This window comes from Massilia sp. IC2-477, from assembly GCF_020707265.1.
GTDB lineage: Bacteria > Pseudomonadota > Gammaproteobacteria > Burkholderiales > Burkholderiaceae_D > Telluria.
Genome location: NZ_JAJFEQ010000002.1, coordinates 578,299 through 597,666, shown reverse-complemented (window position 1 = coordinate 597,666; position 19,368 = coordinate 578,299). Strand labels below are relative to the sequence as shown.

The window sequence follows — 19,368 nt, the reverse complement described above, 5'->3', positions numbered from 1 at the left end:
TACGCCAGTACGGCGAGACGATGCAACGCAGCCATGGGGGGAATTGTTAGGCGCTCTTAGCCGCCAGGGAAGGTGGTCGGCGGCACAGTCGGCGCGGACGTTGGCGCAGCCGTCGGCGCCTGGGTCGGCGCCGGCGTCGGGGCCTGGGTCGGGGCCTGCGTCGGGGCGGCAGTCGGCGCCTGGGTCGGCGCGGGGGTCGGCGCCAGGGTCGGCGGCGCGGTCGGTGGCGCGGTCGGCGCCTGGGTCGGCGCCGGCGATGGCGGCTGGGTCGGCGCTGGGGTCGGGGCCGAAGTCGGCGCCTGGGTCGGCGCTGCCGTCGGGGCCTGGGTCGGCGCCTGCGTTGGAGCCTGCGTTGGAGCCTGTGTTGGCGCCTGCGTCGGGGCCTGCGTTGGCGCCTGGGTCGGCGCCGTTGTCGGTGCCTGCGTCGGGGCCTGTGTTGGCGCCTGCGTCGGCGCCTGGGTCGGCGCCTGGGTCGGCGCCGGCGTCGGCTGCGTCACCGGCAGGCCCTGGACCGCCTGCAGCACGGCCGACATCAGGGGCGAGGGCACCGGGCTGGCCGGCGGCACGTTGGCCAGCGAACTGGTGGCGTTCACCAGCGCCAGCACGGCGGGCGACAGGCCGGCGCTCTGGGCCACCGCGGCCAGGCGCAGCGGCTGGCCGGTCGGGGCCTGGGTGATGGTGGCGGCCACCTGCTCGGCGCGGTTCTGGACATCGTCGACGATCTTGATCACCGGGTCGACGTACAGCGCCAGCGGCTGCTGCAGGGCGGCGCCGGTGGCGCCCGGGGCGGCCTGCATCACGCGGCCGACGGCGATCGACAGGCTGGCTTCGACCAGGTTGGCGACGTCGGCCGCCAGCGCCACCGTGCCACGCGCGGCGGCACGGTTGGTCAGGAAGCGGTCCTGGTTGGCGACGGCGCCCTGTACCAGGCTGCTGACCATGGTCGCGCCGCCGGTGGCGCCGACACGCGCGAATTCGGCGGCCATGGCCTGGGCCACGCGGCCGTAGGCGGCGTTCGGGTCGGCTTCCTGGGCGGTCTTCTCGGTGCGCGCCATCACTTCCATGGCCTTCTGCAGCGCGACCATCTTCTGCACCAGGGCCGGCTCGGTCACGGCCAGGGTGAGCGGGTCGGCGTCGAGCACGAAGGCCGAGGTCAGGCCGACCACCCGCACCACGGTCTGGCGCGCCTGTGTGATCGAGGTGGCCGCACCGGAAGCGACCATGGCTTCGGCGATGGTGGTGAGCGGCGTGACCACGAGCGCCGGCTTGCTGGCCGCGTCTTCGACCATGGCGCTCATGGTGTAGCCGAAGCCCAGCCCGGTCGAGGTATCGGTGCCGCCGGTGACGCGCAGGCGCTGGCCGTTGATCTGGGCCACGCTGGCAGCCACTGTCAGGTTGAACTTGCCGCCGCTGTCGGTGGTGGCGGACGGCTCGCCAGTGTCGCGCTGTCCGTTGCTGTTCTGGTCGAGCCAGACGGTGGCGCCGCTCAGGTAGCCGTCGATGACGATGCCCGTCAGCGCGGTGCTGGGTGGGGGCGGCTGGACGATCGGGCCCGGGTTGGACGGCGGCGGGGAATCGCCGCCTCCCCCGCCGCAGCCGCTCAGGGCAAGGGCGATGGTCAGGGCAAGGGTGGAACGTTGGGGCAGGCTTGGTTTGGACATGGTCTGGTCTCTCGGCGCGAATTCATCGGCACCCCGGCGACATGCCGACCAGGTGCGAGGGCGCGCGCGACCATGCGCCGCCATGCAGAACGCATGGCGAACGGCGCCATGCCGCCCCTACGGCGGCATGGATCTCTTTCAGGTCGGTGTTTTCCCTCTCACCTGCGCGGTATGTCTTTTTTTGTAACCGGTGCGCAGTTGCTGCGAGACTAAGTGAATTTATTTACAACATCAATTCCCCAATTGGGGAACGTAATGACAATATCGCGAGGGAAAGAAAAAAATACGGCGCACCATGGGATGCGCCGTAGCTTGTATGGCGGGATGTGGTCAGGGCGCGACGTTGGCGCGGTACACCGGATACAGGTTGAAGCGCTCGTCCCAGGAGGCGTGGCGGCGTGCGAAGAACTCCAGGCGCGCATGCGGGTTCCTGGCGAAGGCTGGATCCGTCTCGACGCGGCGCTTGAATTCCGCGGCCAGCGCCGGGTCGGCGGCCATCTGCTCGCGCGCCACGTCCTCGGCCACATATTCTTCCATGTACTCCTTGCGCTCGTAGGCGTTATTGAAGAATCCCCAGGCCAGCAGCGAGTCCGGCGCCTGCGGTTCCAGCATCGCCACCACCAGGCGCGCCTTGGGCTGGTTGACCGGCACGAACAGCGCGCCCGCGCCCAGCTGCCGCGCCTCCGCTTTCCAGGCCCCGTCCACCGTCAGGCGCTGGTGCGATTCGAAGGAGGTGGCGCTGAAGCTCGCCTTGTCGGCACGGAAGGTCTCGACCCGGGCCTGGGCGATTGCCTTGTCCAGCTTGCGGAAGGCGATGCCGTGCAGCGTGAGCTTACTGGACACGATATCGGCCCAGGCGGCCGGCACGATGTAGCCGGCGCGCGGTGCGGCAACCACGCGCTCCGCCACGACTTCTTCGCGCAGCGGCACGCGCCAGACCTGCGGCTTGCTTTCGTCGTAGCGGGTCATCAGGATGCCGGAGACATCGGACGGAGTGCGGGTGTATTCGTAGCCCTGGAAGTCGACCATCTGGGTCTTGTCGGTGGTGCGGTAGCTCAGCGCCACCTCCTGGCCGGCCAGCTTGCTGGCGCGCGCATCGGCGGCCAGCGCGGCCTGCTGCCAGGCCTTGCCGTTAGCGGCGACCTGCTCGAGGATCGAGATCACCGTGTTGTGGGTGACGCGCACGCGGGTCGGATAGTCCTTCCAAGAATGGGTCTCGACCAGCAGGGCCATGCGGTTACGCAGCGGGAAGTAACCGGTCGAGAAGCGCGGGTCGGAGACGCTGTCCACGAAGCCCGACTGCGGATCGTCGGTCTTGGCGAAGGACATGTAGTAGGACTGCGGGGTCGACCCCTGCTTCGCGATGTCCTTGATGACGTTGGTGCGCAGGGCCAGGCCGGCCTGGCGGAATTCCGGGTCGCCCGAATACACCGGCTCGACCTGGATCGAGACGTCGTGCTGGAACTTGGCGCCGTCGGTGACATGCAGGTCGACGTAGGTCAGCGGATCCCAGGCGTTCACCAGTTTCAGCATGGCCGCCATCTCGGGCGAATCGGCCTTCACATAGTCGCGGTTCAGGTTGAAGTTCTGGGCGGTGGTGCGCCAGCCCATCTCGACCGGGCCGCGCTGGTTCGGGCGGTTCCACTTGCCGAAGCGCTCATGGCCGTCGACGTTGAACACCGGGACGAACAGCAGTACCTGCTTGTCGAGGGCGCCCTTGGCCAGCTTGCCGTTCAGGGTCTCGCGCAGGGCCAGGAAGCCGGCGTCCTTGCCGTCGATCTCGCCGGCGTGGATGCCGCCCTGGATCAGGGTCACCGGCAGGCCCTGCTTGCGCGCCGCCTGCGGCGTGAAGGCGCCGGTGTTCGAGACGACCAGCGCCATCATCGGACGGTTCTCCGGCGTGCGGCCGAACTCGATGCACTTCACCTGCTTCGGATAGGCTTTCTGGAAGTCGGCGCACAGCTTGATGACTTCGTCGTAGCGGCCGGTGGCCTGGAAGCCCGAGCGTTCGGAAATGGTGGTGAGCTCAGGGGCCGCATGGGCCAGGGGAACGGCGGCCAGCATGGCCAGCAGCAGGGCGGAACGGATCATCGGAAAACTCCAGCAATCGATCGGGTGGCAAAGCGAAGGATTATAGACCTGTTTCCAGAATGAAAACGGCCCGCACTGGCGGGCCGTTTTGTATCCTGCGAACCTTAATTACGCGGCCTGGTGTAGATCGAGATTTCCTTGGCCGGATGGCGCACGAGCTCCATCGGCACCTGACGTGCGCGGGTGGCCGGCGGGCAGGTGCCGGTCTCGCGGTAGCTCAGGGCCGCGGCCAGCAGGCCTTCGCTGCGGTCGCCCAGCGGCTTCGACAGGTCGTCGGCCACCTGGCAGGTGGCGGCCAGGCCGTCCGGGAAGTCGCCGAAGCCCTTGTGGTTCACGCCCTTGAACTCGATCGAGAAGTAGGTGGTGCCGCAGTTCGCCGTCGGCGTGAAGCCATAGGGCTTGCCGCAGGTCTGGCTGCCGATCACGTCGACCTGGACGTCGGCGCCGCGCAGGCCGTTGATCACCGCTTCGCTGGCCGAGCAGGTGCCCGGGGTCGTCAGGATGCTCACACGCTTCAGGCCCAGGTAAGGCAGCGGCGTGCCCGAACGTACCGGGTTCGGTGAGCTGAAGCCGTAGGCGCTGCTCAGGAAGGGAATTGGAGCCTGTTGCGGCGTCTTGTCGTTGTACTGGAGGCGCTCGAAGGTCTTGCCGGTGGTCTGGGCCGGGCCGGCGATCATGTAGGACAGTTCGCTGGCCACATACAGCAGGCCGCCACCGTTGTAGCGCATGTCGAGCACCAGGTCGACCACGCCGGCTGCGCGGAAGGTGGCGAAGGCATCGACCAGTTCCTTTTCCGAGACTGCATTGTGGGTCTCGAAGCTCAGGTAGCCCACCTTGCCGGTCGGGGTGTCGAACACCTGCACCAGCTTGACCGGATCGACCACGACGTCGGCGCCGGTCATCGTCACGTCATAGGTGGTGCTGCCGCGCTGCAGGGTGAAGCTGTGCGGGGTGCCCGCGGTTTCCGGGAACAGGCCGGCATTGATCTTCTCCACCGTGGCGGCATCGGTGCCGTTGATGAAATCGACGCCGTCCACCTTGATCAGCTTATCGCCGCGCTGCAGGCCGGCCGCCGCCGCGGGTGAGCCCGGTTCCACCAGCGTCACCAGCCAGGTGCGCGGCGCGGTGGCGCTGTTGCGCTTCCAGGTGACGCCGTAGCCCAGGTCGATGCCCGAGTTCTGCAGCTTGTCCCACTCTTCGGTGGTATAGGTGAAGTGGTACTTGTCCTTCGGCTGGCCGGATTCGGTCAGGGCCGGCGACTTGAGCACCTCGAAGTAGTCGAGGGCGTTGGTGAACTCCGCCATCCGGTAGGTGTTCGGGATCTCGTTGTACCAGAGATAATTTTCGTTGGCCCAGGCGCGCAGGAACTTCAGCTCGTCGAGCAGGGTGCCCTGCCTGTCCGGGAAGGGCCGGCCGAACAGGTCGACGCCAGTGCGCGGCTTGGCGCACATGTTGGCGTAGGTGGTCGACGCTGCCAGCAGGTTCGGATTGAGGTCTTCCGGGGACGGCGTGCCGACCGGCGGATTCGGATTGGCCGGCGGATTCGGATTGACCGGGGGAGCCGGCTGCTGGCCGGTCTGGTCCGGACGGGTGCCGATACCTGGCGAACCGCCGCCACCGCCGCAACCGGCGAGGATGGCAGCTGCGGCCAGCAGCGCAGCGATCAGGCGGGGAGCGGTCGACGAACGACCATGTGCATATGACGATCTCATGCGCCTGATTATAGACGTCGCCATCGGGCCGGAGTGCAACCAACTGTAACAGTTGGGTCTGAGGAACAACAAGAAATGCTAGGAAGATATGGCCGGCGCAACCGGCCATATCAAGCTGTCAATCAAGCAGCGCGCGGAGCCGATGCGGAAGGCTGGTGGAAGGCCGCCACCAGCGCCGCTTCCTTCTGCTTGGCCGCCTTCAGGTGGCGCTCCTTCACGTGGCCGTAGCCGCGGATGTCTTCGGGAATGCTGGCGATGGCCACCGCCTGCGCCACGTTTTCAGGCGTCAGCTTCGGCAGCAGCGCTTCCACGGTCTGGCGGTATTCCCCAATCAGCGCACGCTCGGTGCGGCGCTCGGCGGTGTAGCCGAACACGTCGAACGGTGTGCCGCGCAGGCCTTTCAGTTTCGCCAACACGCCAAACGCTTTCAACATCCACGAACCATATTCCTGCTTCAGCGCGCGGCCTTCCTTGTCGTGCTTGGCCAGCAGCGGCGGCGCCAGGTGGAACTTGAGCTTGATGTCGCCTTCAAACATGTTGGCGATCTTGGCGCGGAACATCGGGTCGGTGTGCAGGCGGGCGACTTCGTACTCGTCCTTGTAGGCCATCAGCTTGTAGAAGTAGCGCGCCACGGCTTCGGTCAGGCGGGTGCCGCGTTTGCCACCCTCGAGCTTCGCTTCCTCGGCGCGCACCCGGTCCACGAAGGCCTTGTACTGCGAGGCGTAGGCGGCGTTCTGGTAGGCGGTGAGCAGTTCGACGCGGCGGTTGATGATGTCGTCCAGGCTCTCGCTGCGCTTGAACTCGATCACCTGGGCGGGCGTGGCCAGCTTCTTCACGGAAGCCAGGTCGTGGGCGGCCGTGCGGCCCCAGTGGAAGGCCGCCTTGTTGAAGGCGACCGACACGCCATTCAATTCGATCGCTTTCAGGAGCGAGGCTTCCGTAAGGGGCACGTGGCCCTTCTGGAAGGCGTAGCCGAGCATGAACATATTGGTCGCGATCGCGTCGCCCATCAGGGCGGTCGCAATCTTGCCGGCGTCCACGAAGTCGACCTTGTCGGCACCGCAGGCCTGCAGGATGGCGCCGCGCGAACCTTCGGCCGGGAACTGCCAGTCCGGGTTCTTCACGAAAGCGGCGGTAGTGGCGCCGGTCGAATTCACGGCGGCCCAGGTGCGGCCTTCGCCCATGCGGCTCAGGGCATCGCGGCTGGCGGTGACGATCTGGTCGCAGCCGATCACCAGGTCGGCGCTGCCGGTGCCGACGCGGGTCGAGTGCAGGTCGGCCTGGTGCTCGGCCAGGCGCACGTGCGACATCACAGGGCCGCCCTTTTGCGCGAGGCCCGACTGGTCGAGCACGACCGCGCCCTTGCCTTCCACGTGGGCTGCCATTGCCAGGATCTGGCCGACGGTGACGACACCGGTGCCGCCGACGCCGGCGATCAGGATGCCGAACGGATCGGCGACCGACGGAATGCTTGGCATCGGCAGCTCTGGCGGCGTGGTATCCGCCGTCGCCGCTTTCTTGGGCTTCTTCAGGCCACCGCCTTCGACGGTGACGAAGCTTGGGCAGAAGCCGGAGACGCAAGAGAAGTCCTTGTTGCACGAGGACTGGTTGATCTGGCGCTTGCGGCCCAGTTCCGTTTCCAGCGGCTCGACCGACAGGCAGTTCGACTGCACCGAGCAGTCGCCGCAGCCTTCGCACACGGCTTCGTTGATGACGGCGCGCTTGGCTGGGTCGGGGAACTCGCCCTTCTTGCGGCGGCGGCGCTTCTCGGAGGCGCAGGTCTGGTCGTAGATCACGGCGGAGACGCCCGGCATTTCGCGCAGTTCCTTCTGCACGTCCATCAGCTCGGAGCGGTGGCGCACGGTGACGCCTTCGGCCCAGGCGTAATCGTCCGGGTATTTTTCCGGTTCGTCGGTGACGACGATGATCGGGCGCACGCCTTCGGCGGCGATCTGGCGCGTGATCATGCCCGGATCGAGCGGACCGTCCACGTTCTGGCCGCCGGTCATGGCGACCGCATCGTTATAGAGAATCTTGTAGGTGATGTTGACCTTCGCGGCCACCGCGGCGCGGATCGCCAGGATGCCCGAGTGGAAGTAGGTGCCGTCGCCAAGGTTCACGAACACGTGCTTCTCGTCGGTGAACGGCGATTGGCCGATCCAGGTGGTGCCTTCCGCGCCCATGTGGGTGAAGGTCGAGGTCTCGCGGTCCATCCACAGGACCATGTAGTGGCAACCGATGCCGGCCATGGCGCGCGAGCCTTCCGGCACCTTGGTCGAGCTGTTGTGTGGGCAGCCCGAGCAGAAGTACGGGATGCGGTCGGTTTCCGGATTCGCCTTCGCCGGGATCGACTTCAGCACCAGCTCTTTCTGCTCCAGGTAGGCGATGCGCTGTTTCACGCGCTGCTCGACCGGATGGCCGGCGCAGTAGTGCGAGATGCGCGACGCGATGGCGCGCGCGATCTGGGCCGGGTTCAGCTCATAGGTGGCCGGCAGCAGCCAGTCGCCGTGGCCCATGCGGTCCTTGTTGCTCCATTCGCCGGTGTCGTCGAACTTGCCGACCACGCGCGGACGCTCGCTGTCCGGCAGGTTGTACAGCGCTTCCTTGAGCGCGTATTCCATCACCTGGCGTTTTTCTTCGACCACCAGGATCTCGTCCAGGCCGCGCGCGAACTCGTGCACGCCTTCCGACTCGAGCGGCCAGGTCATGCCGACCTTGTACAGGCGCAGGCCGATGTCCGCCGCCGCCTGTTCGTCGATGCCGAGGTCGGCCAGGGCCTGGCGCGTGTCGACATAGCTCTTGCCGGCGGTGATGATGCCGATCTTTGGCTTCTTGCTGTCCCAGATGATGCGATTGAGCTTGTTGGCACGGGCATAGGCCAGGGCGGCATACCACTTGAAGTTGCTCATGCGGACTTCCTGGTCCAGCACGGCGTCTGGCCAGCGGATATTCAGGCCACCCGGCGGCAGTTCGAAGTCGCTCGGCATGGCGATTTGCACGCGGTCCGGATCGAGGTCGACCACGGCGCCCGACTCGATGATGTCGGTAACGCACTTCATCGACACCCACAGGCCGGTATAGCGGCTCATGGCCCAGGCGTGCAGGCCGAAGTCCAGGTATTCCTGCACGGACGAGGGGTACAGGACCGGAATGCCGCAGTGGGTCAGGATGTGGTCGGACTGGTGCGCGGTCGAGGAGGACTTGGCCGCATGGTCGTCGCCGGCCAGCACCAGCACGCCGCCGTGCTTCGAGGAGCCGGCATTGTTACCGTGCTTGAAGACGTCGCCGCAGCGGTCCACGCCCGGGCCCTTGCCGTACCACATGGCAAACACGCCGTCGTATTTGGCGTCCTTGTACAGATTGGTCTGCTGGGTGCCCCAGACGGCGGTCGCCGCCAGGTCTTCGTTCATGCCCGGGTGGAACTTGACGTGGTGGGCGTCCAGGTGCTTCTTCGCCTTCATCGCGGTCTGGTCGACGGCGGTGACCGGCGAGCCGCGGTAGCCGGTGATGTAGCCGGCGGTGTTCAGGCCAGCCTTGAGGTCGCGCTCGCGCTGGAGCATGGGCAGGCGCACCAGGGCCTGGGTGCCGGTCATGAACGCGCGGCCGCGTTCGAGCGTCCACTTGTCGTCGAGGGTGATGTCGTGCTGGGGCAGCGCGAGATTGGCGCGCTCGAGGGGTGCGTTCATGCGGTGTCTCCGTCAACTTGTGCAGGGCGCTGGCTCTTGATGGCTCTTGGTGCGCGCAGGATGGGCTGGCCAGCCCATCCGATCAGCCGCACAGTATAGTCCTGCCCCCAAAGCATTAAATTCCAAACAATTCCCCCGCCCAGTCAATTTGCGCAATAAAATTGCCGTGTTTGCGAATCTACCGAGGAAACCATGTCAAAAATCGAGCTGGACAAGACCGACCGCAAGATCCTGGCTGTCCTGCAGACGGACGGCCGGCTGTCGAACCAGGACGTGGCCGAGCGCGTCAACCTGTCCCCTTCCCCCTGCCTGCGCCGCATCAAGCGCCTGGAAGAAGCGGGCGTGATCCGCCAGTATGTGGCGCTGGTGGACCCGGACAAGATCGGGCTCGGGCTGCTTGCCTATGTGAACGTGCGCCTGGAAAAGCACAGTGAAGTGGCGGGTGGCGCGCGTGGCACGCCGGGCTTGCCGGCAACTTCTCCGCGCAACGACTTCGCAGTGTCGGTCGGCACCTGGCCGGAAGTGGTGGCCTGCTATGCGATGACCGGAGAGATGGATTTCCTGCTGCGCGTGCACGTGGAAGACATGGACCACTTCTCGCGCTTCATGATGGGGACGCTGCTCAAGCATCCGGCGGTGCTGGATGTGAAGTCGAGTTTTGCCTTGCAGAGGATTAAGGAGACCACAGCGTTGCCGGTAGCCGGGTAGGGTGGGCGGGTATCCCGCCCACGCGGTCAAATCACGTGTGAATTGACGCGCCGAGGCTTAAATCCTGTTCATTGACCGCGTGGGCAGGAATTTAGTCCACTGGACTAAATTCCCCCGCCCACCCTACGAACTTGGGTTCCGGCCTTCGCCGGAACGACGTTGATTAGGGCCGCGTTTTATTCGGGATTACTTCTTCGGCGTCAGCCACTTCACCGCCGCCCGCGCATTCGCCTTGACGGTGTAATCGATCACCGCCCACTGCTCCTCCAGCGCCTCCGCCATCACGCTCGCCGGGCTCGGTGGCGGCAGTTGCAGGTAGGCATCCGCCTCACCATATTCGCGCTTGATCTCCATCCCCGCCTTCTTGGCGATATGCATCATGGTCTGGTTCGAGGTCAGGCACTGCATGTAGAGCGTGTCGACGTCGGCATTGCGGCAGTGAATCGCCGCGCGCTGGAACAGGCGCGAGCCGACGCCCTGCCCGCGTGCGGACTGCGAGACCGACACCCCGAACTCGGCCACCCGCTCCTTCGCGGTCGGCTTGCCCTTGTCCGCCTTGGCAAAAGCCAGGTGCCCCACGCCGACCAGCTGGAACACGCGGTTCACCACGCCAAACACGATGTCATGCCTGAAGTCGATCTTGGCGACGTAGTTGGCGATCGCGTCATCGGGAATGACGCTGCCGAAGCGCAGCAGGCGATCGCTATCGTCCAGCGCCAGGAAGTGGCGCAGGATGCGGCGGCGATCGCGCTCGCCCAGTTCCTTGACGAGCACGGTGGGACGGCCGGGTTTGCCACGCAGGCCTTGCAGCCACCGTGTCAGCGGATTGTCCATGCGTGCGATCCTTTTGTGCAGTGCAACATAACGCCCATTGTAGCGGATTCCGCTATTGCGCGCCGTCCTTTGCCGGCCCGGTCCATTGCGCTTCCGGGCTGACCACGAACACGCCCTTGCCCGCCTGCTTGGCCTCGTACATGGCCTTGTCGGCTTCGGCCAGCAGCGCCGCCGAGCCACGCGCGGCGCCAGCGTGGCCTCGGGCGCTGGAGATGCCGATACTGGCCGAGATCGAGACGGGATTGCCGTCCGCCTCGGTCACCGACTTGATCTGGTCGAGCGCCAGCTGGGCCACCCGCAACGCGCCTTCGCGCGAGGCGACGTCTTCCAGCATGATCACGAACTCGTCGCCGCCCAGGCGCGCCAGCGCATCTTCGGCGCGCAGCTTTTCCTGCACCCGGCGCGCCACCATCTGCAGCACCAGGTCGCCGGTGGCGTGGCCATAGGTGTCGTTCACGGCCTTGAAGCCGTCCAGGTCGATGAACATGATCACCACCACCGAATCGCGGCGGGTGGCGCGGGCCAGCGCGCGCTCGAGCAGGCGGGTCAGCTGGCGGTAATTGATCAGGCCCGTCAGGCTGTCGTGCTGGGCCAGGCGTTCGAGCTGCTTCGACTGCGCTTCCAGCTCGGCGGTGCGCTCGGCAACGCGGTGCTCGAGGTTTTCGTTGGCCGCCGTCAGCTGCTGGTTGACCACCCCGATGATGCGGTAGCTGCGCCGCAGCCGCATGCCGGCATAGGCCAGCAGGAGCAGCAGGAAGGCCGAGTAGGCGAACAGGTAGCCGCGGTAGCGCTCGCGCACCGCCTGTGCGGCGTCGAATGAACGGTCGAACTCGCGCCCCAGCCGGTCGAGCGCGGCGCCGGTGGCGGTGGCGGCGATCTGCGCTTCCAGCCGGTTTTCCAGCGGGCGCTTCTCCAGAATCACGCGCGAGGACTTGATGATGGCGTCCATCTTCTCGATCACGGCTGGCGAGAAGGCGATCTCCTGGGCCGCGATGTCGCCCAGGATCTCGTCGATGCGCGCCGCCAGCGGCGCGCCTGGTACGACGTTGTAGCGCAGGATCTCGGTCAGGAGGGCGTTGAGCGAGGCGTCCAGCCGGATCACCAGGCGTGCCGGCGCCAGTGCGCCTTCGATGCCGCCCAGCTCGGTCTTGAGGTCGGCCACGGCCGGCGGCAGGTAGGTCAGCGCCTCGCGCAGCGGCGGGTTGTGGCGCGCGAACTGGGCGGTGAGCAGCTCCTTGCGCTGCATGGCGTCGCGCAGCTGGCTGTAGGCGCTTTCCACGGCCGGGCTGGACGCTTCCGGTACCGCTTCGCCGATGCGCACCATCAGGTCTTGCATGCGCGGCAGCTGGGTGGTCAGCTGCGCGGTGGCGGGAGCGCGGCCGATGTGGGAGCGCAGGATGTTGGCATCCCATTCGGCATCGAGCTTTTCCAGCTCGCGCAGGTTGAGCATCACGTCGTTGCGGACGCCGGGATCGGTTCCTTCCGAACGAATATAGAAAAAGGCGAGCAGCAATGCCAGCACCAGCACCGCCAGGCCAGCGAGTTGCAGGCGGCGACGCGGTTTCAAGCTCGCTACGCGCTGCGCCAGCACGGCAACCATCCAACCTCCGTTACATCTTTACGTTGTTATCCGGAGAAGCATAGCAAAACCCGGCCGTTGTTGGGTGTTCGGCTCACGGATGCTTTGCCGATGCGCGCGCACTTGCTGGACGCGCGGTCGGGAAACCCGACCACCCTACGGTTCTCTTAGCGCCGCCTTGACCGCCGAGACGCGCGCCGCGTGCACGGCTTCCGGGATCTTTTCTTTGGCGTCCGCATAGCGCGCCGCCACCTCGCCGGCATTCACGGCGCGCGCCGCCGCGAGGGCGCGCAGTAGGTAAGCCCGCTGTGGATAGTCCTGGTGACGCATCGGGTGTTCCTCGTGCCCGCGTCCGCGCGCGTCGCACTCGGAGGCCAGCAGCATCTGGGCGAAGCGCTCCGGTTTGCGGAAGGCGTCGCAGCGCTCGAACAGGGTGACGATGGTATTCGGCCGCATCTCCTGGGCGCGGCTGACGTTGCCGTGCTCGCGCGCCGTCATCTGGGCCAGGTCGCGGCATTCGTTGGGCACCTTCAGGCGCTTGCATACCGCTGTCACCAGCTTCATGCCGAGGAATTCGTGGCCATGGTGGGCCGGCCAGGTCTCGCTCGGGGTGGCGCCCTTGCCCAGGTCGTGCACCAGGGCGGCAAAGCGCACCTCGAGCGGCAGACCCTGTGACGCGGCGTAGTCGATCACCAGCATGATGTGCACGCCGGTGTCGACTTCCGGGTGGTGCAGCGGCGGCTGCGGCACGCCCCACAGGGCGTCGAGTTCGGGCAGGATGCGGGCCAATGCGCCGCAGTCGCGCAGCACGGCGAACATGCGCGAAGGCCGTTCTTCCATCAGGCCACGCGACAGCTCCTGCCACACGCGCTCCGGCACCAGCGCATCGACTTCCCCTGCCGCCACCATGCCCTGCATCAGCGCGAGGGTGGTCTCGTGCACCCGGAAATCCGGGAAGCGCGCGGCAAACCGCGCCAGGCGCAGGATGCGCACCGGGTCTTCGGCGAAGGCCTTGGAGACGTGGCGGAAGATGCGGTTCTTGAGGTCTTCCTGGCCATGGTACGGGTCGACGATGCTGCCGTCTTCCGCGCGCGCCATGGCGTTGATGGTGAGGTCGCGCCGCACCAGATCGTCCTCGAGCGTGACCTCGGGCGAGGTGTGGAACACGAAGCCGTGGTAGCCGGGCGCGGTCTTGCGCTCGGTGCGGGCCAGTGCGTATTCCTCCTGCGTGTCGGGATGCAGGAAGACCGGGAAATCCTTGCCGACCGGGCGAAAGCCCTGCGCCAGCATCTCGCTTGGCGTGGCGCCGACCACCACGTGGTCGCGGTCTGTTACCGGGCGTCCCAGCAGCTCGTCGCGCACGGCGCCGCCGACCACGTAGCTGCGCACGCTGTTACTCATCCTTACTCCTGCGGCAGGTCGAGGTCGTGCGCCGGGGTCGGGTCGTCCTCACGCATCGCTTCATCGACCCAGCGCGCCACCGCCGGGTGGGCCAGCACGCGCTCGCAATAGGCCTGCAGCGCCGGCGCCAGCGCCACGCCATAGGTCTTGAAGCGGCACACCACCGGGGCGTAGAAGGCGTCGGCGATCGAGAAGTCGCCGAACAGGAAGCTGTGGTGGCCGAAGCGCGACAGGCAGTCTTCCCAGATCTCGCAGATGCGGCCGATGTCGGCCTGGGCGCCCGGCGTGCGGCCGCGTCCCGGCAGGCGCGCCTGGATGTTCATCGACATCGCGCTGCGCAGTTCGGAAAAGCCCGAGTGCATCTCGGCCACCACCGAGCGCGCCAGCGCGCGTGCGGCGACGTCCTGCGGCCACATGTGCTTGTCCGGGAACTGCTCGGCCAGGTATTCGACGATGGCCAGGCTGTCCCAGATCGTCATCTCGCCGGCCAGCAGCACCGGCACCCTGCCCGCGTGCGAATAGCGCGCGATGTTGGCGGCGGTATCGGGCTTGTCCAGCAGGACGCGGATCTCGGTGAAGGGGATGCCGAACGCGACTGCGGCCACCCACGGCCGCATCGACCACGACGACACATTCTTGTTGCCGATGACGAGGGTCAGGCCCGGCTGGCGGGCCGCCTCGAGGGTGGAAGACAGGGTCGGGTCGAGTTCGATGGTCTGCATGGTGTCCTGTAATAGTGGTTAGCGGCCGGCGTGCTCACGGTAATCGTCCAGGCCCTTGGGCGTCGCCAGGTAGTGCGGCGCCGCGGCCTCGAGCGCTGTGAGCTTGATTCCCAGCGCCTCGGCTGTCAAGGCTTGTGTTTGCGGATCGACCACATTATCGGTCTTCATGGTGGCGAGGTTGTCGCGCGAGATGAGCGGGTCGCCCGGCAGCAGCTCGAACAGCCGGGCCTCCAGCCGCGCGGCCCAGTCGGGCAAGGGCAGCACGTGGCGTTCGTGGCCGGCATAGCGGCCGGCCAGCTGCACCAGCTCGGCCAGGGTGTAGACCTGCGGCCCGCCCAGCTCGATCTCAAGGCCGCGCGTGCGCGGTTCACGCAGGGCCAGGGCAAAGGCGGCGGCGACGTCCTCGACGTACACCGGCTGGATGCGCGCCTGCGCGCAGGCCAGCGGCAGCACCGGGAGGTGGCGCTGCAACCTGGCGAAGACGGTCAGGAAGTGGTCGCCCGGCCCGAACACGATCGAGGGACGGAAGATGGTGGCGGCCACGCGCGGGTCGCTGCGCGCGGCGCGTTCGCCGTCGGCTTTCGAGCGCTGGTACATCGACGCCCCCGTGGGGCTGGCGCCGAGCGCGCTCATGTGCAGGTAGCGCGGCACGCCCAGCTCCGCACAGGCCTGCACTAAGCGGCGCGGCAACTCCACGTGCAGGCGCCGGAAGCCGGGACCATAGGGCTCGCCATGGCCTCCGTTCAGCACCCCGACCAGGTTGATCACGGCGTCGCGCCCGGCCACCAGGCGCCGCAGCGTGGCGTCGTCGTGGATGTCGGCCACTTCCAGGTCGAGATAGGGCAAGGTGGTCAAGCCCTTGGCCGCTTCGTAGTGGCGCGCCGGGACGACGGTGCCGACGCCCTCCTCCGCCAGGCGCGCCAGCAGGTGGCCGCCGATGAAACCGGTCCCTCCGATGACCACCACGTTCTGTGCGCGCATGGTCTTCTCCTTGCTGTGCTGTTACAACACTCAGGGCAGCATGGCGGAACGCTCGCGCGGCTGTACCGGGCGCACCCGGGTGCGGATCGACTGCGGCTTGTTCTCGAACACGGCGGCGTAGTTGGTGGCGTTGGCCAGCACGTTGCGCACGTAGTTGCGTGTTTCCGAGAACGGGATCGATTCGACGAAGACCGCGCCTTCCATCGGCTGGTCGAGCAGGCCGCGCCAGGCGCGGGCACGCGAAGGCCCGGCGTTGTAGGCGGCGGTGGCGAGGATTTCGTCGCCGTCGAAGTTTTCCAGCACCATGTTCATGTAATTGGCGCCGAGCGTGATATTGGTCCGCAAATCGTTCAGCATGCCGTGCACGAAGTTATCCATCCCGATCTTGGCCGCCACCCACTTGCCGGTGGCCGGCATCACCTGCATCAGGCCGGAGGCGCCGACGCCGGAGCGCGCATCGCTGATGAAGCGCGACTCCTGGCGAATCAGGCCATAGACCCAGGCTTTATCCAGGCCCAGGCCCTGCGCGGTCGGGTGCAGGACGTCCAGGTGCGGCGCCGGGAAACGCTGCGAGTAGTCGAGTTCGGTGCGGGTGCGCAGCGAGGTCTCGACCGTGCGGTCGAGCAGGTCGTTGCGGCGAGCGATTTCGCCGGCAGCCAGCAACTGACGGTCAGACATGCCGCGCAGCGCCCAGTTCCATTCGCGGTTGCCTTCCGCGCGCAGGCGCAAGGCATAGAACTTCAATGCGCGCTGCAGGCTCGGGTTGGCGTTCACCGATGCCAGCTCTTCCGTGCTGAGCGGCATGATGGGCGGCGGCGCCACCACCTGGCGGCCGAGGTCGTCCAGCGCCAGCTGGCCATAGAAATGGTGCTGGCTGGCGACGCGCTCGAGTGCCGCCGTCGCTTCGGCCTGCCTGCCCTCCTGCCGGTCGGCGCGCGCCAGCCAGTAGACCCAGACGTTTTCGGCGCGCAAATTTGACGGCATCGACTCGATGGTCGCACGAACGGTTTTCCAGTCGCCGCGGCGCAGGGCGATGCGGGTCTTCCACTGCAGCTGCTCGTTGGTCAGGCGCGCCCCATTTGTGCGCTGCCAATAGTTGTAGGCCTCGGGCGAGAGCGCGATCGAGGCCGCATGCGCGATGCTGGCCCAGCCGATGGCGCGTTCCTCGCTGCTCAGTTTCGGGCTGTTCTTGTCCAGCGCCACCGTCGCCAGCTTCAGGCTGGTGCGCGCCATGCGGCCGACCGCGACCAGGTAGATGGTGCGTTCGGCGCGGGTGTTGCCGATGCCGCGCGCCATGGCCACGGCCGGCACGTCGACCGCCTGGGCGGCGCGGGTGTCGGATGCGCCCAGCAGCAGCGCGATACGGCGTGCCGGACCGGTGGCGTCGGCTTCGCCGGCCAGGCGCAGCTGCCACACCAGGTCGTCCTCGTTGAACTGGCCGGTCTGGATCAGCTGGGCCATCAGGGCCGTGCAGGCTTCGCCGTAGCCGGCCGGATTGACGAGCAAGGCCCGCGCTTCCTGCCCCACCTGTTCGCCGCGGCTGGCGCGCGCCAGCAGGGCGTAGCAGCGGATCTGCAGGTTGTCGCCGCGCGCCAGCTGGCCCGCTTCGCGCTCGAAGCCGGCGAAGTCGCGGCGCCGGCCCAGGTCGAGCAGCCATTCGGTACGCAGCTGCTCGGCCACCGCCGTGCCCTCGTGGCGGCGCAGGACCTCGCGGATCTCGTCGGCCGTGGCGTCGCGCATCCGGGTTTTCAGACGATAATAGTCGACGTAGGACGCCAGCGGATAGGACGGCGGCAGGCGCGATGCGAGCGCGTTGACGCGCACGGCATCGTTCTGGCGCGCGGCCTCGCGCAGCAGCATGAAGGTATCGTCGTCGGCGCGGTTGTCGACTGCGGGCGCACCGGGAACGGTGGGGGCGCCGGCAGGCACCGGCGGCACGGCCTGGGCGGCCGGCGGGGCCTCAGGCGCAGACTCGGCGTGGACCGTGCCTGGGTACAGCGTCCACGATGCAAACACAATGGCAAGGGCGGCCGGCAGGGAGCCGGTTGTCAAACTCGATTGAAACATCCACAACTCTCAATGTACGCTGCATTCATACCATGACCGGCGAATCAAGAATACCATGTGCCCCCGGGCTCCTGCCAGCCACTGGCGCAAGCGCCATGGTCGAGAAACCACAGTTGCGCCGGATGCTGAAGGAACGGCGCCGCGCCATCGACCATGCCACCCGGCGCAGCTGGGACGACCGCATCGGCGCCCGCGTGCTGGCATGGTGGCGCGAGCATCCCGGCGCCGTGCTGGGCGTGTACTGGCCACTGGCCGGCGAACCGGACCTGCGTCCAGCCTACGCGGAATTGGCAGAGGCAGGCGTACGGCTGGCCCTGCCTGTTGTGCTGGAACGTGATGCAGCGCTCGGCTTTGCCGAATGGGTGCCGGGAGAGCCGACCGTGGCGGATAGCCTGGGCGTGGGGGTGCCGGCGGAACTGCGCATGGTAGACAGGCCGGATGTGCTGCTGGTCCCCTGCCTGGGATTCGATGCGCGCGGCTACCGGCTGGGGTATGGGGGTGGGTTTTATGACAGGACGCTGGCTACCGAGCCACGGCCCAGGACGCTGGGGATTGCGTACGCGTGCCAGCAGGCGGAGTTCGAGATTGGGGAATATGACATTCCCCTCGATCAGATCATTACGGAACTGTAGGGTGGGCAGGTTTCCTGCCCACGCGGTCAACGGTCGCCAGCGCATGCGCGACAGATCCTATTGCAGCGATCACCGCGTGGGCGGAAACCCGCCCACCCTACACATCACTTGACGAGACGTTGCCAGATCGCGGTCGTCGCCGCCGCCTGGTTCATGCTGTAGAAATGCAGCCCCGGCGCCCCGCCCGCGAGCAGGCGTTCGCACAGGCTGGTGACCACGTCGAGACCAAAAGCCTTGATCGAGGCCGAATCGTCGCCGAAGCTGGCCAGCTTGTTGCGCACCCAGCGCGGGATCTCGGCGCCGCACATGTCCGAGAAGCGCATCAGCTGGGTGTAATTGGTGATCGGCATGATGCCTGCCACGATCGGCACGTCCACGCCCAGCCTGCGCGCATTGTCGACGAAGTCGAAATAGGCATCGGCGTTGTAGAAATACTGGGTGATGGCGGCATTCGCGCCGGCCTGCACCTTGCGCGCGAAGGCCTGCAGGTCGTCCTGGGGCGAACGCGCTTGCGGATGCATTTCCGGATAGGCCGCCACTTCGATGTGGAACCAGTCGCCGGTTTCCTTGCGGATGAATTCAACCAGCTCGTTGGCGTAGCGGAATTCGCCGCCGGCGCCGTAGCCGCTCGGCAGATCGCCGCGCAGCGCGACCAGGCGGCGGATGCCGTTGTCCCGGAACTGCTGCAGGATGGCGCGGATCGATTCGCGGCTGCCGCCCACGCAGGACAGGTGCGGCGCGGCCTGGTGGCCTTCGGATTTGATCTCGAGCACGGTCTGCAGCGTGCCCTGCTGGGTGGTGCCGCCGGCGCCGAAAGTCACCGAGAAATACTTCGGCTGCAACTCGGCCAGCTTCTGGCGCACGACGCGCAGTTTCTGCGCGCCTTCGTCGGTCTTCGGCGGGAAGAACTCGATACTGAAATTAGGAGTTTCCATCGTTGTCTTTGAGGAGCAAGGTAGAAAGCGCCCACGAAATGATGCTGTACAGGATGGCTGCCAGGAAGGCGGAGCCGAATCCCCTGACGTCGAAGCCCTCGATCCAGTGCGACACCATCCAGAACAGGAGGGCGTTGATGACGAGGATGAACAGGCCCAGCGAGACGACGGTGACCGGCAGGGTCAGGATCACCAGCACGGGACGGATCAGGGTGTTGACCAGCCCCAGCACGAGCGCGGCAATCAGCGCGGTCGTGAAATTGGTGACGTGAACGGACGACATCAGGAACGGCAGGGCCATCAGGGCCACGGCATTGATCAGCCAGGTAAGCAGCAGGCGCATTGCATCGACTTTCGTG

14 protein-coding genes are annotated in these 19,368 nt (G+C 66.9%); 2 read left to right on the top strand and 12 right to left on the bottom strand.

Annotated elements, in window-relative coordinates:
- Positions 1-56 precede the first annotated feature (56 nt).
- From LK542_RS24795 to LK542_RS06095, 4 genes are all read right to left on the bottom strand, one after another.
- Positions 57-1,661: a hypothetical protein gene (locus LK542_RS24795; protein WP_229521195.1), complete on the bottom strand. Its 1,605-nt coding sequence runs from the start codon at positions 1,659-1,661 to the stop codon at positions 57-59.
- Positions 1,662-1,991: 330 nt separating this feature from the next.
- Positions 1,992-3,752 (bottom strand): M14 family metallopeptidase, encoded by a 1,761-nt coding sequence (locus LK542_RS06105; protein ID WP_227811190.1) that lies wholly within the window; start codon positions 3,750-3,752, stop codon positions 1,992-1,994.
- 104 nt (positions 3,753-3,856) lie between these two features.
- On the bottom strand, positions 3,857-5,464 hold the full coding sequence (locus LK542_RS06100) for a S41 family peptidase (RefSeq protein ID WP_227811189.1): 1,608 nt from the start codon (positions 5,462-5,464) through the stop codon (positions 3,857-3,859).
- 122 nt (positions 5,465-5,586) lie between these two features.
- Positions 5,587-9,150 (bottom strand): indolepyruvate ferredoxin oxidoreductase family protein, encoded by a 3,564-nt coding sequence (locus LK542_RS06095; RefSeq protein ID WP_227811188.1) that lies wholly within the window; start codon positions 9,148-9,150, stop codon positions 5,587-5,589.
- A 192-nt stretch (positions 9,151-9,342) separates the two neighbouring features.
- Between LK542_RS06095 and LK542_RS06090 the strand changes: the two genes are divergently transcribed.
- Complete coding sequence (locus tag LK542_RS06090) at positions 9,343-9,858, top strand: Lrp/AsnC family transcriptional regulator (RefSeq protein WP_227803210.1); 516 nt, start codon at positions 9,343-9,345, stop codon at positions 9,856-9,858.
- 186 nt (positions 9,859-10,044) lie between these two features.
- On the opposite strand, the gene LK542_RS06085 is transcribed toward LK542_RS06090, so the two are convergent.
- From LK542_RS06085 to LK542_RS06060, 6 genes are all read right to left on the bottom strand, one after another.
- Positions 10,045-10,692: a GNAT family N-acetyltransferase gene (locus tag LK542_RS06085; RefSeq protein ID WP_227803211.1), complete on the bottom strand. Its 648-nt coding sequence runs from the start codon at positions 10,690-10,692 to the stop codon at positions 10,045-10,047.
- 52 nt (positions 10,693-10,744) lie between these two features.
- Positions 10,745-12,292 (bottom strand): diguanylate cyclase, encoded by a 1,548-nt coding sequence (locus LK542_RS06080; protein ID WP_227803212.1) that lies wholly within the window; start codon positions 12,290-12,292, stop codon positions 10,745-10,747.
- Between the two features lie 135 nt (positions 12,293-12,427).
- A complete protein-coding gene (locus LK542_RS06075; RefSeq protein WP_227811209.1) occupies positions 12,428-13,660 on the bottom strand; it encodes a multifunctional CCA addition/repair protein in 1,233 nt (410 codons plus the stop codon).
- Positions 13,661-13,674: 14 nt separating this feature from the next.
- Positions 13,675-14,394 carry a glutathione S-transferase family protein gene (locus tag LK542_RS06070; protein WP_227803213.1) on the bottom strand — a complete coding sequence of 240 codons (720 nt, stop codon included), beginning with the start codon at positions 14,392-14,394 and terminating at the stop codon, positions 13,675-13,677.
- 18 nt (positions 14,395-14,412) lie between these two features.
- Positions 14,413-15,375: a complex I NDUFA9 subunit family protein gene (locus tag LK542_RS06065; RefSeq protein WP_227811187.1), complete on the bottom strand. Its 963-nt coding sequence runs from the start codon at positions 15,373-15,375 to the stop codon at positions 14,413-14,415.
- Between the two features lie 30 nt (positions 15,376-15,405).
- A complete protein-coding gene (locus LK542_RS06060; protein WP_227811186.1) occupies positions 15,406-17,442 on the bottom strand; it encodes a lytic transglycosylase domain-containing protein in 2,037 nt (678 codons plus the stop codon).
- Positions 17,443-17,537: 95 nt separating this feature from the next.
- On the opposite strand from LK542_RS06060, the gene LK542_RS06055 reads away from it, so the two are divergent.
- Entirely contained in the window at positions 17,538-18,074 is a 537-nt protein-coding gene (locus LK542_RS06055) for a 5-formyltetrahydrofolate cyclo-ligase (protein WP_227811185.1), read from the top strand.
- 104 nt (positions 18,075-18,178) lie between these two features.
- Here LK542_RS06055 and metF read toward each other — a convergent pair whose 3' ends face one another.
- Complete coding sequence (metF, locus tag LK542_RS06050) at positions 18,179-19,009, bottom strand: methylenetetrahydrofolate reductase [NAD(P)H] (protein WP_227811184.1); 831 nt, start codon at positions 19,007-19,009, stop codon at positions 18,179-18,181.
- Complete coding sequence (locus LK542_RS06045) at positions 18,996-19,352, bottom strand: phage holin family protein (protein WP_227803217.1); 357 nt, start codon at positions 19,350-19,352, stop codon at positions 18,996-18,998. The genes metF and LK542_RS06045 overlap by 14 nt, the downstream gene beginning before the upstream one ends.
- Between the last annotated feature and the right edge of the window lie 16 nt (positions 19,353-19,368).

Excerpts from the sequence above, each read along its gene's own strand:
- LK542_RS24795 (WP_229521195.1), bottom strand. The coding sequence starts at position 1,661 with ATGTCCAAACCAAGCCTGCCCCAACGTTCCACCCTTGCCCTGACCATC.
- LK542_RS06105 (WP_227811190.1), bottom strand. The coding sequence starts at position 3,752 with ATGATCCGTTCCGCCCTGCTGCTGGCCATGCTGGCCGCCGTTCCCCTG.
- LK542_RS06100 (WP_227811189.1), bottom strand. The coding sequence starts at position 5,464 with ATGAGATCGTCATATGCACATGGTCGTTCGTCGACCGCTCCCCGCCTG.
- LK542_RS06095 (WP_227811188.1), bottom strand. The coding sequence starts at position 9,150 with ATGAACGCACCCCTCGAGCGCGCCAATCTCGCGCTGCCCCAGCACGAC.
- LK542_RS06090 (WP_227803210.1), top strand. The coding sequence starts at position 9,343 with ATGTCAAAAATCGAGCTGGACAAGACCGACCGCAAGATCCTGGCTGTC.
- LK542_RS06085 (WP_227803211.1), bottom strand. The coding sequence starts at position 10,692 with ATGGACAATCCGCTGACACGGTGGCTGCAAGGCCTGCGTGGCAAACCC.
- LK542_RS06080 (WP_227803212.1), bottom strand. The coding sequence starts at position 12,292 with ATGGTTGCCGTGCTGGCGCAGCGCGTAGCGAGCTTGAAACCGCGTCGC.
- LK542_RS06070 (WP_227803213.1), bottom strand. The coding sequence starts at position 14,394 with ATGCAGACCATCGAACTCGACCCGACCCTGTCTTCCACCCTCGAGGCG.
- LK542_RS06065 (WP_227811187.1), bottom strand. The coding sequence starts at position 15,375 with ATGCGCGCACAGAACGTGGTGGTCATCGGAGGGACCGGTTTCATCGGC.
- LK542_RS06060 (WP_227811186.1), bottom strand. The coding sequence starts at position 17,442 with ATGTTTCAATCGAGTTTGACAACCGGCTCCCTGCCGGCCGCCCTTGCC.
- LK542_RS06055 (WP_227811185.1), top strand. The coding sequence starts at position 17,538 with ATGGTCGAGAAACCACAGTTGCGCCGGATGCTGAAGGAACGGCGCCGC.
- metF (WP_227811184.1), bottom strand. The coding sequence starts at position 19,009 with ATGGAAACTCCTAATTTCAGTATCGAGTTCTTCCCGCCGAAGACCGAC.
- LK542_RS06045 (WP_227803217.1), bottom strand. The coding sequence starts at position 19,352 with ATGCGCCTGCTGCTTACCTGGCTGATCAATGCCGTGGCCCTGATGGCC.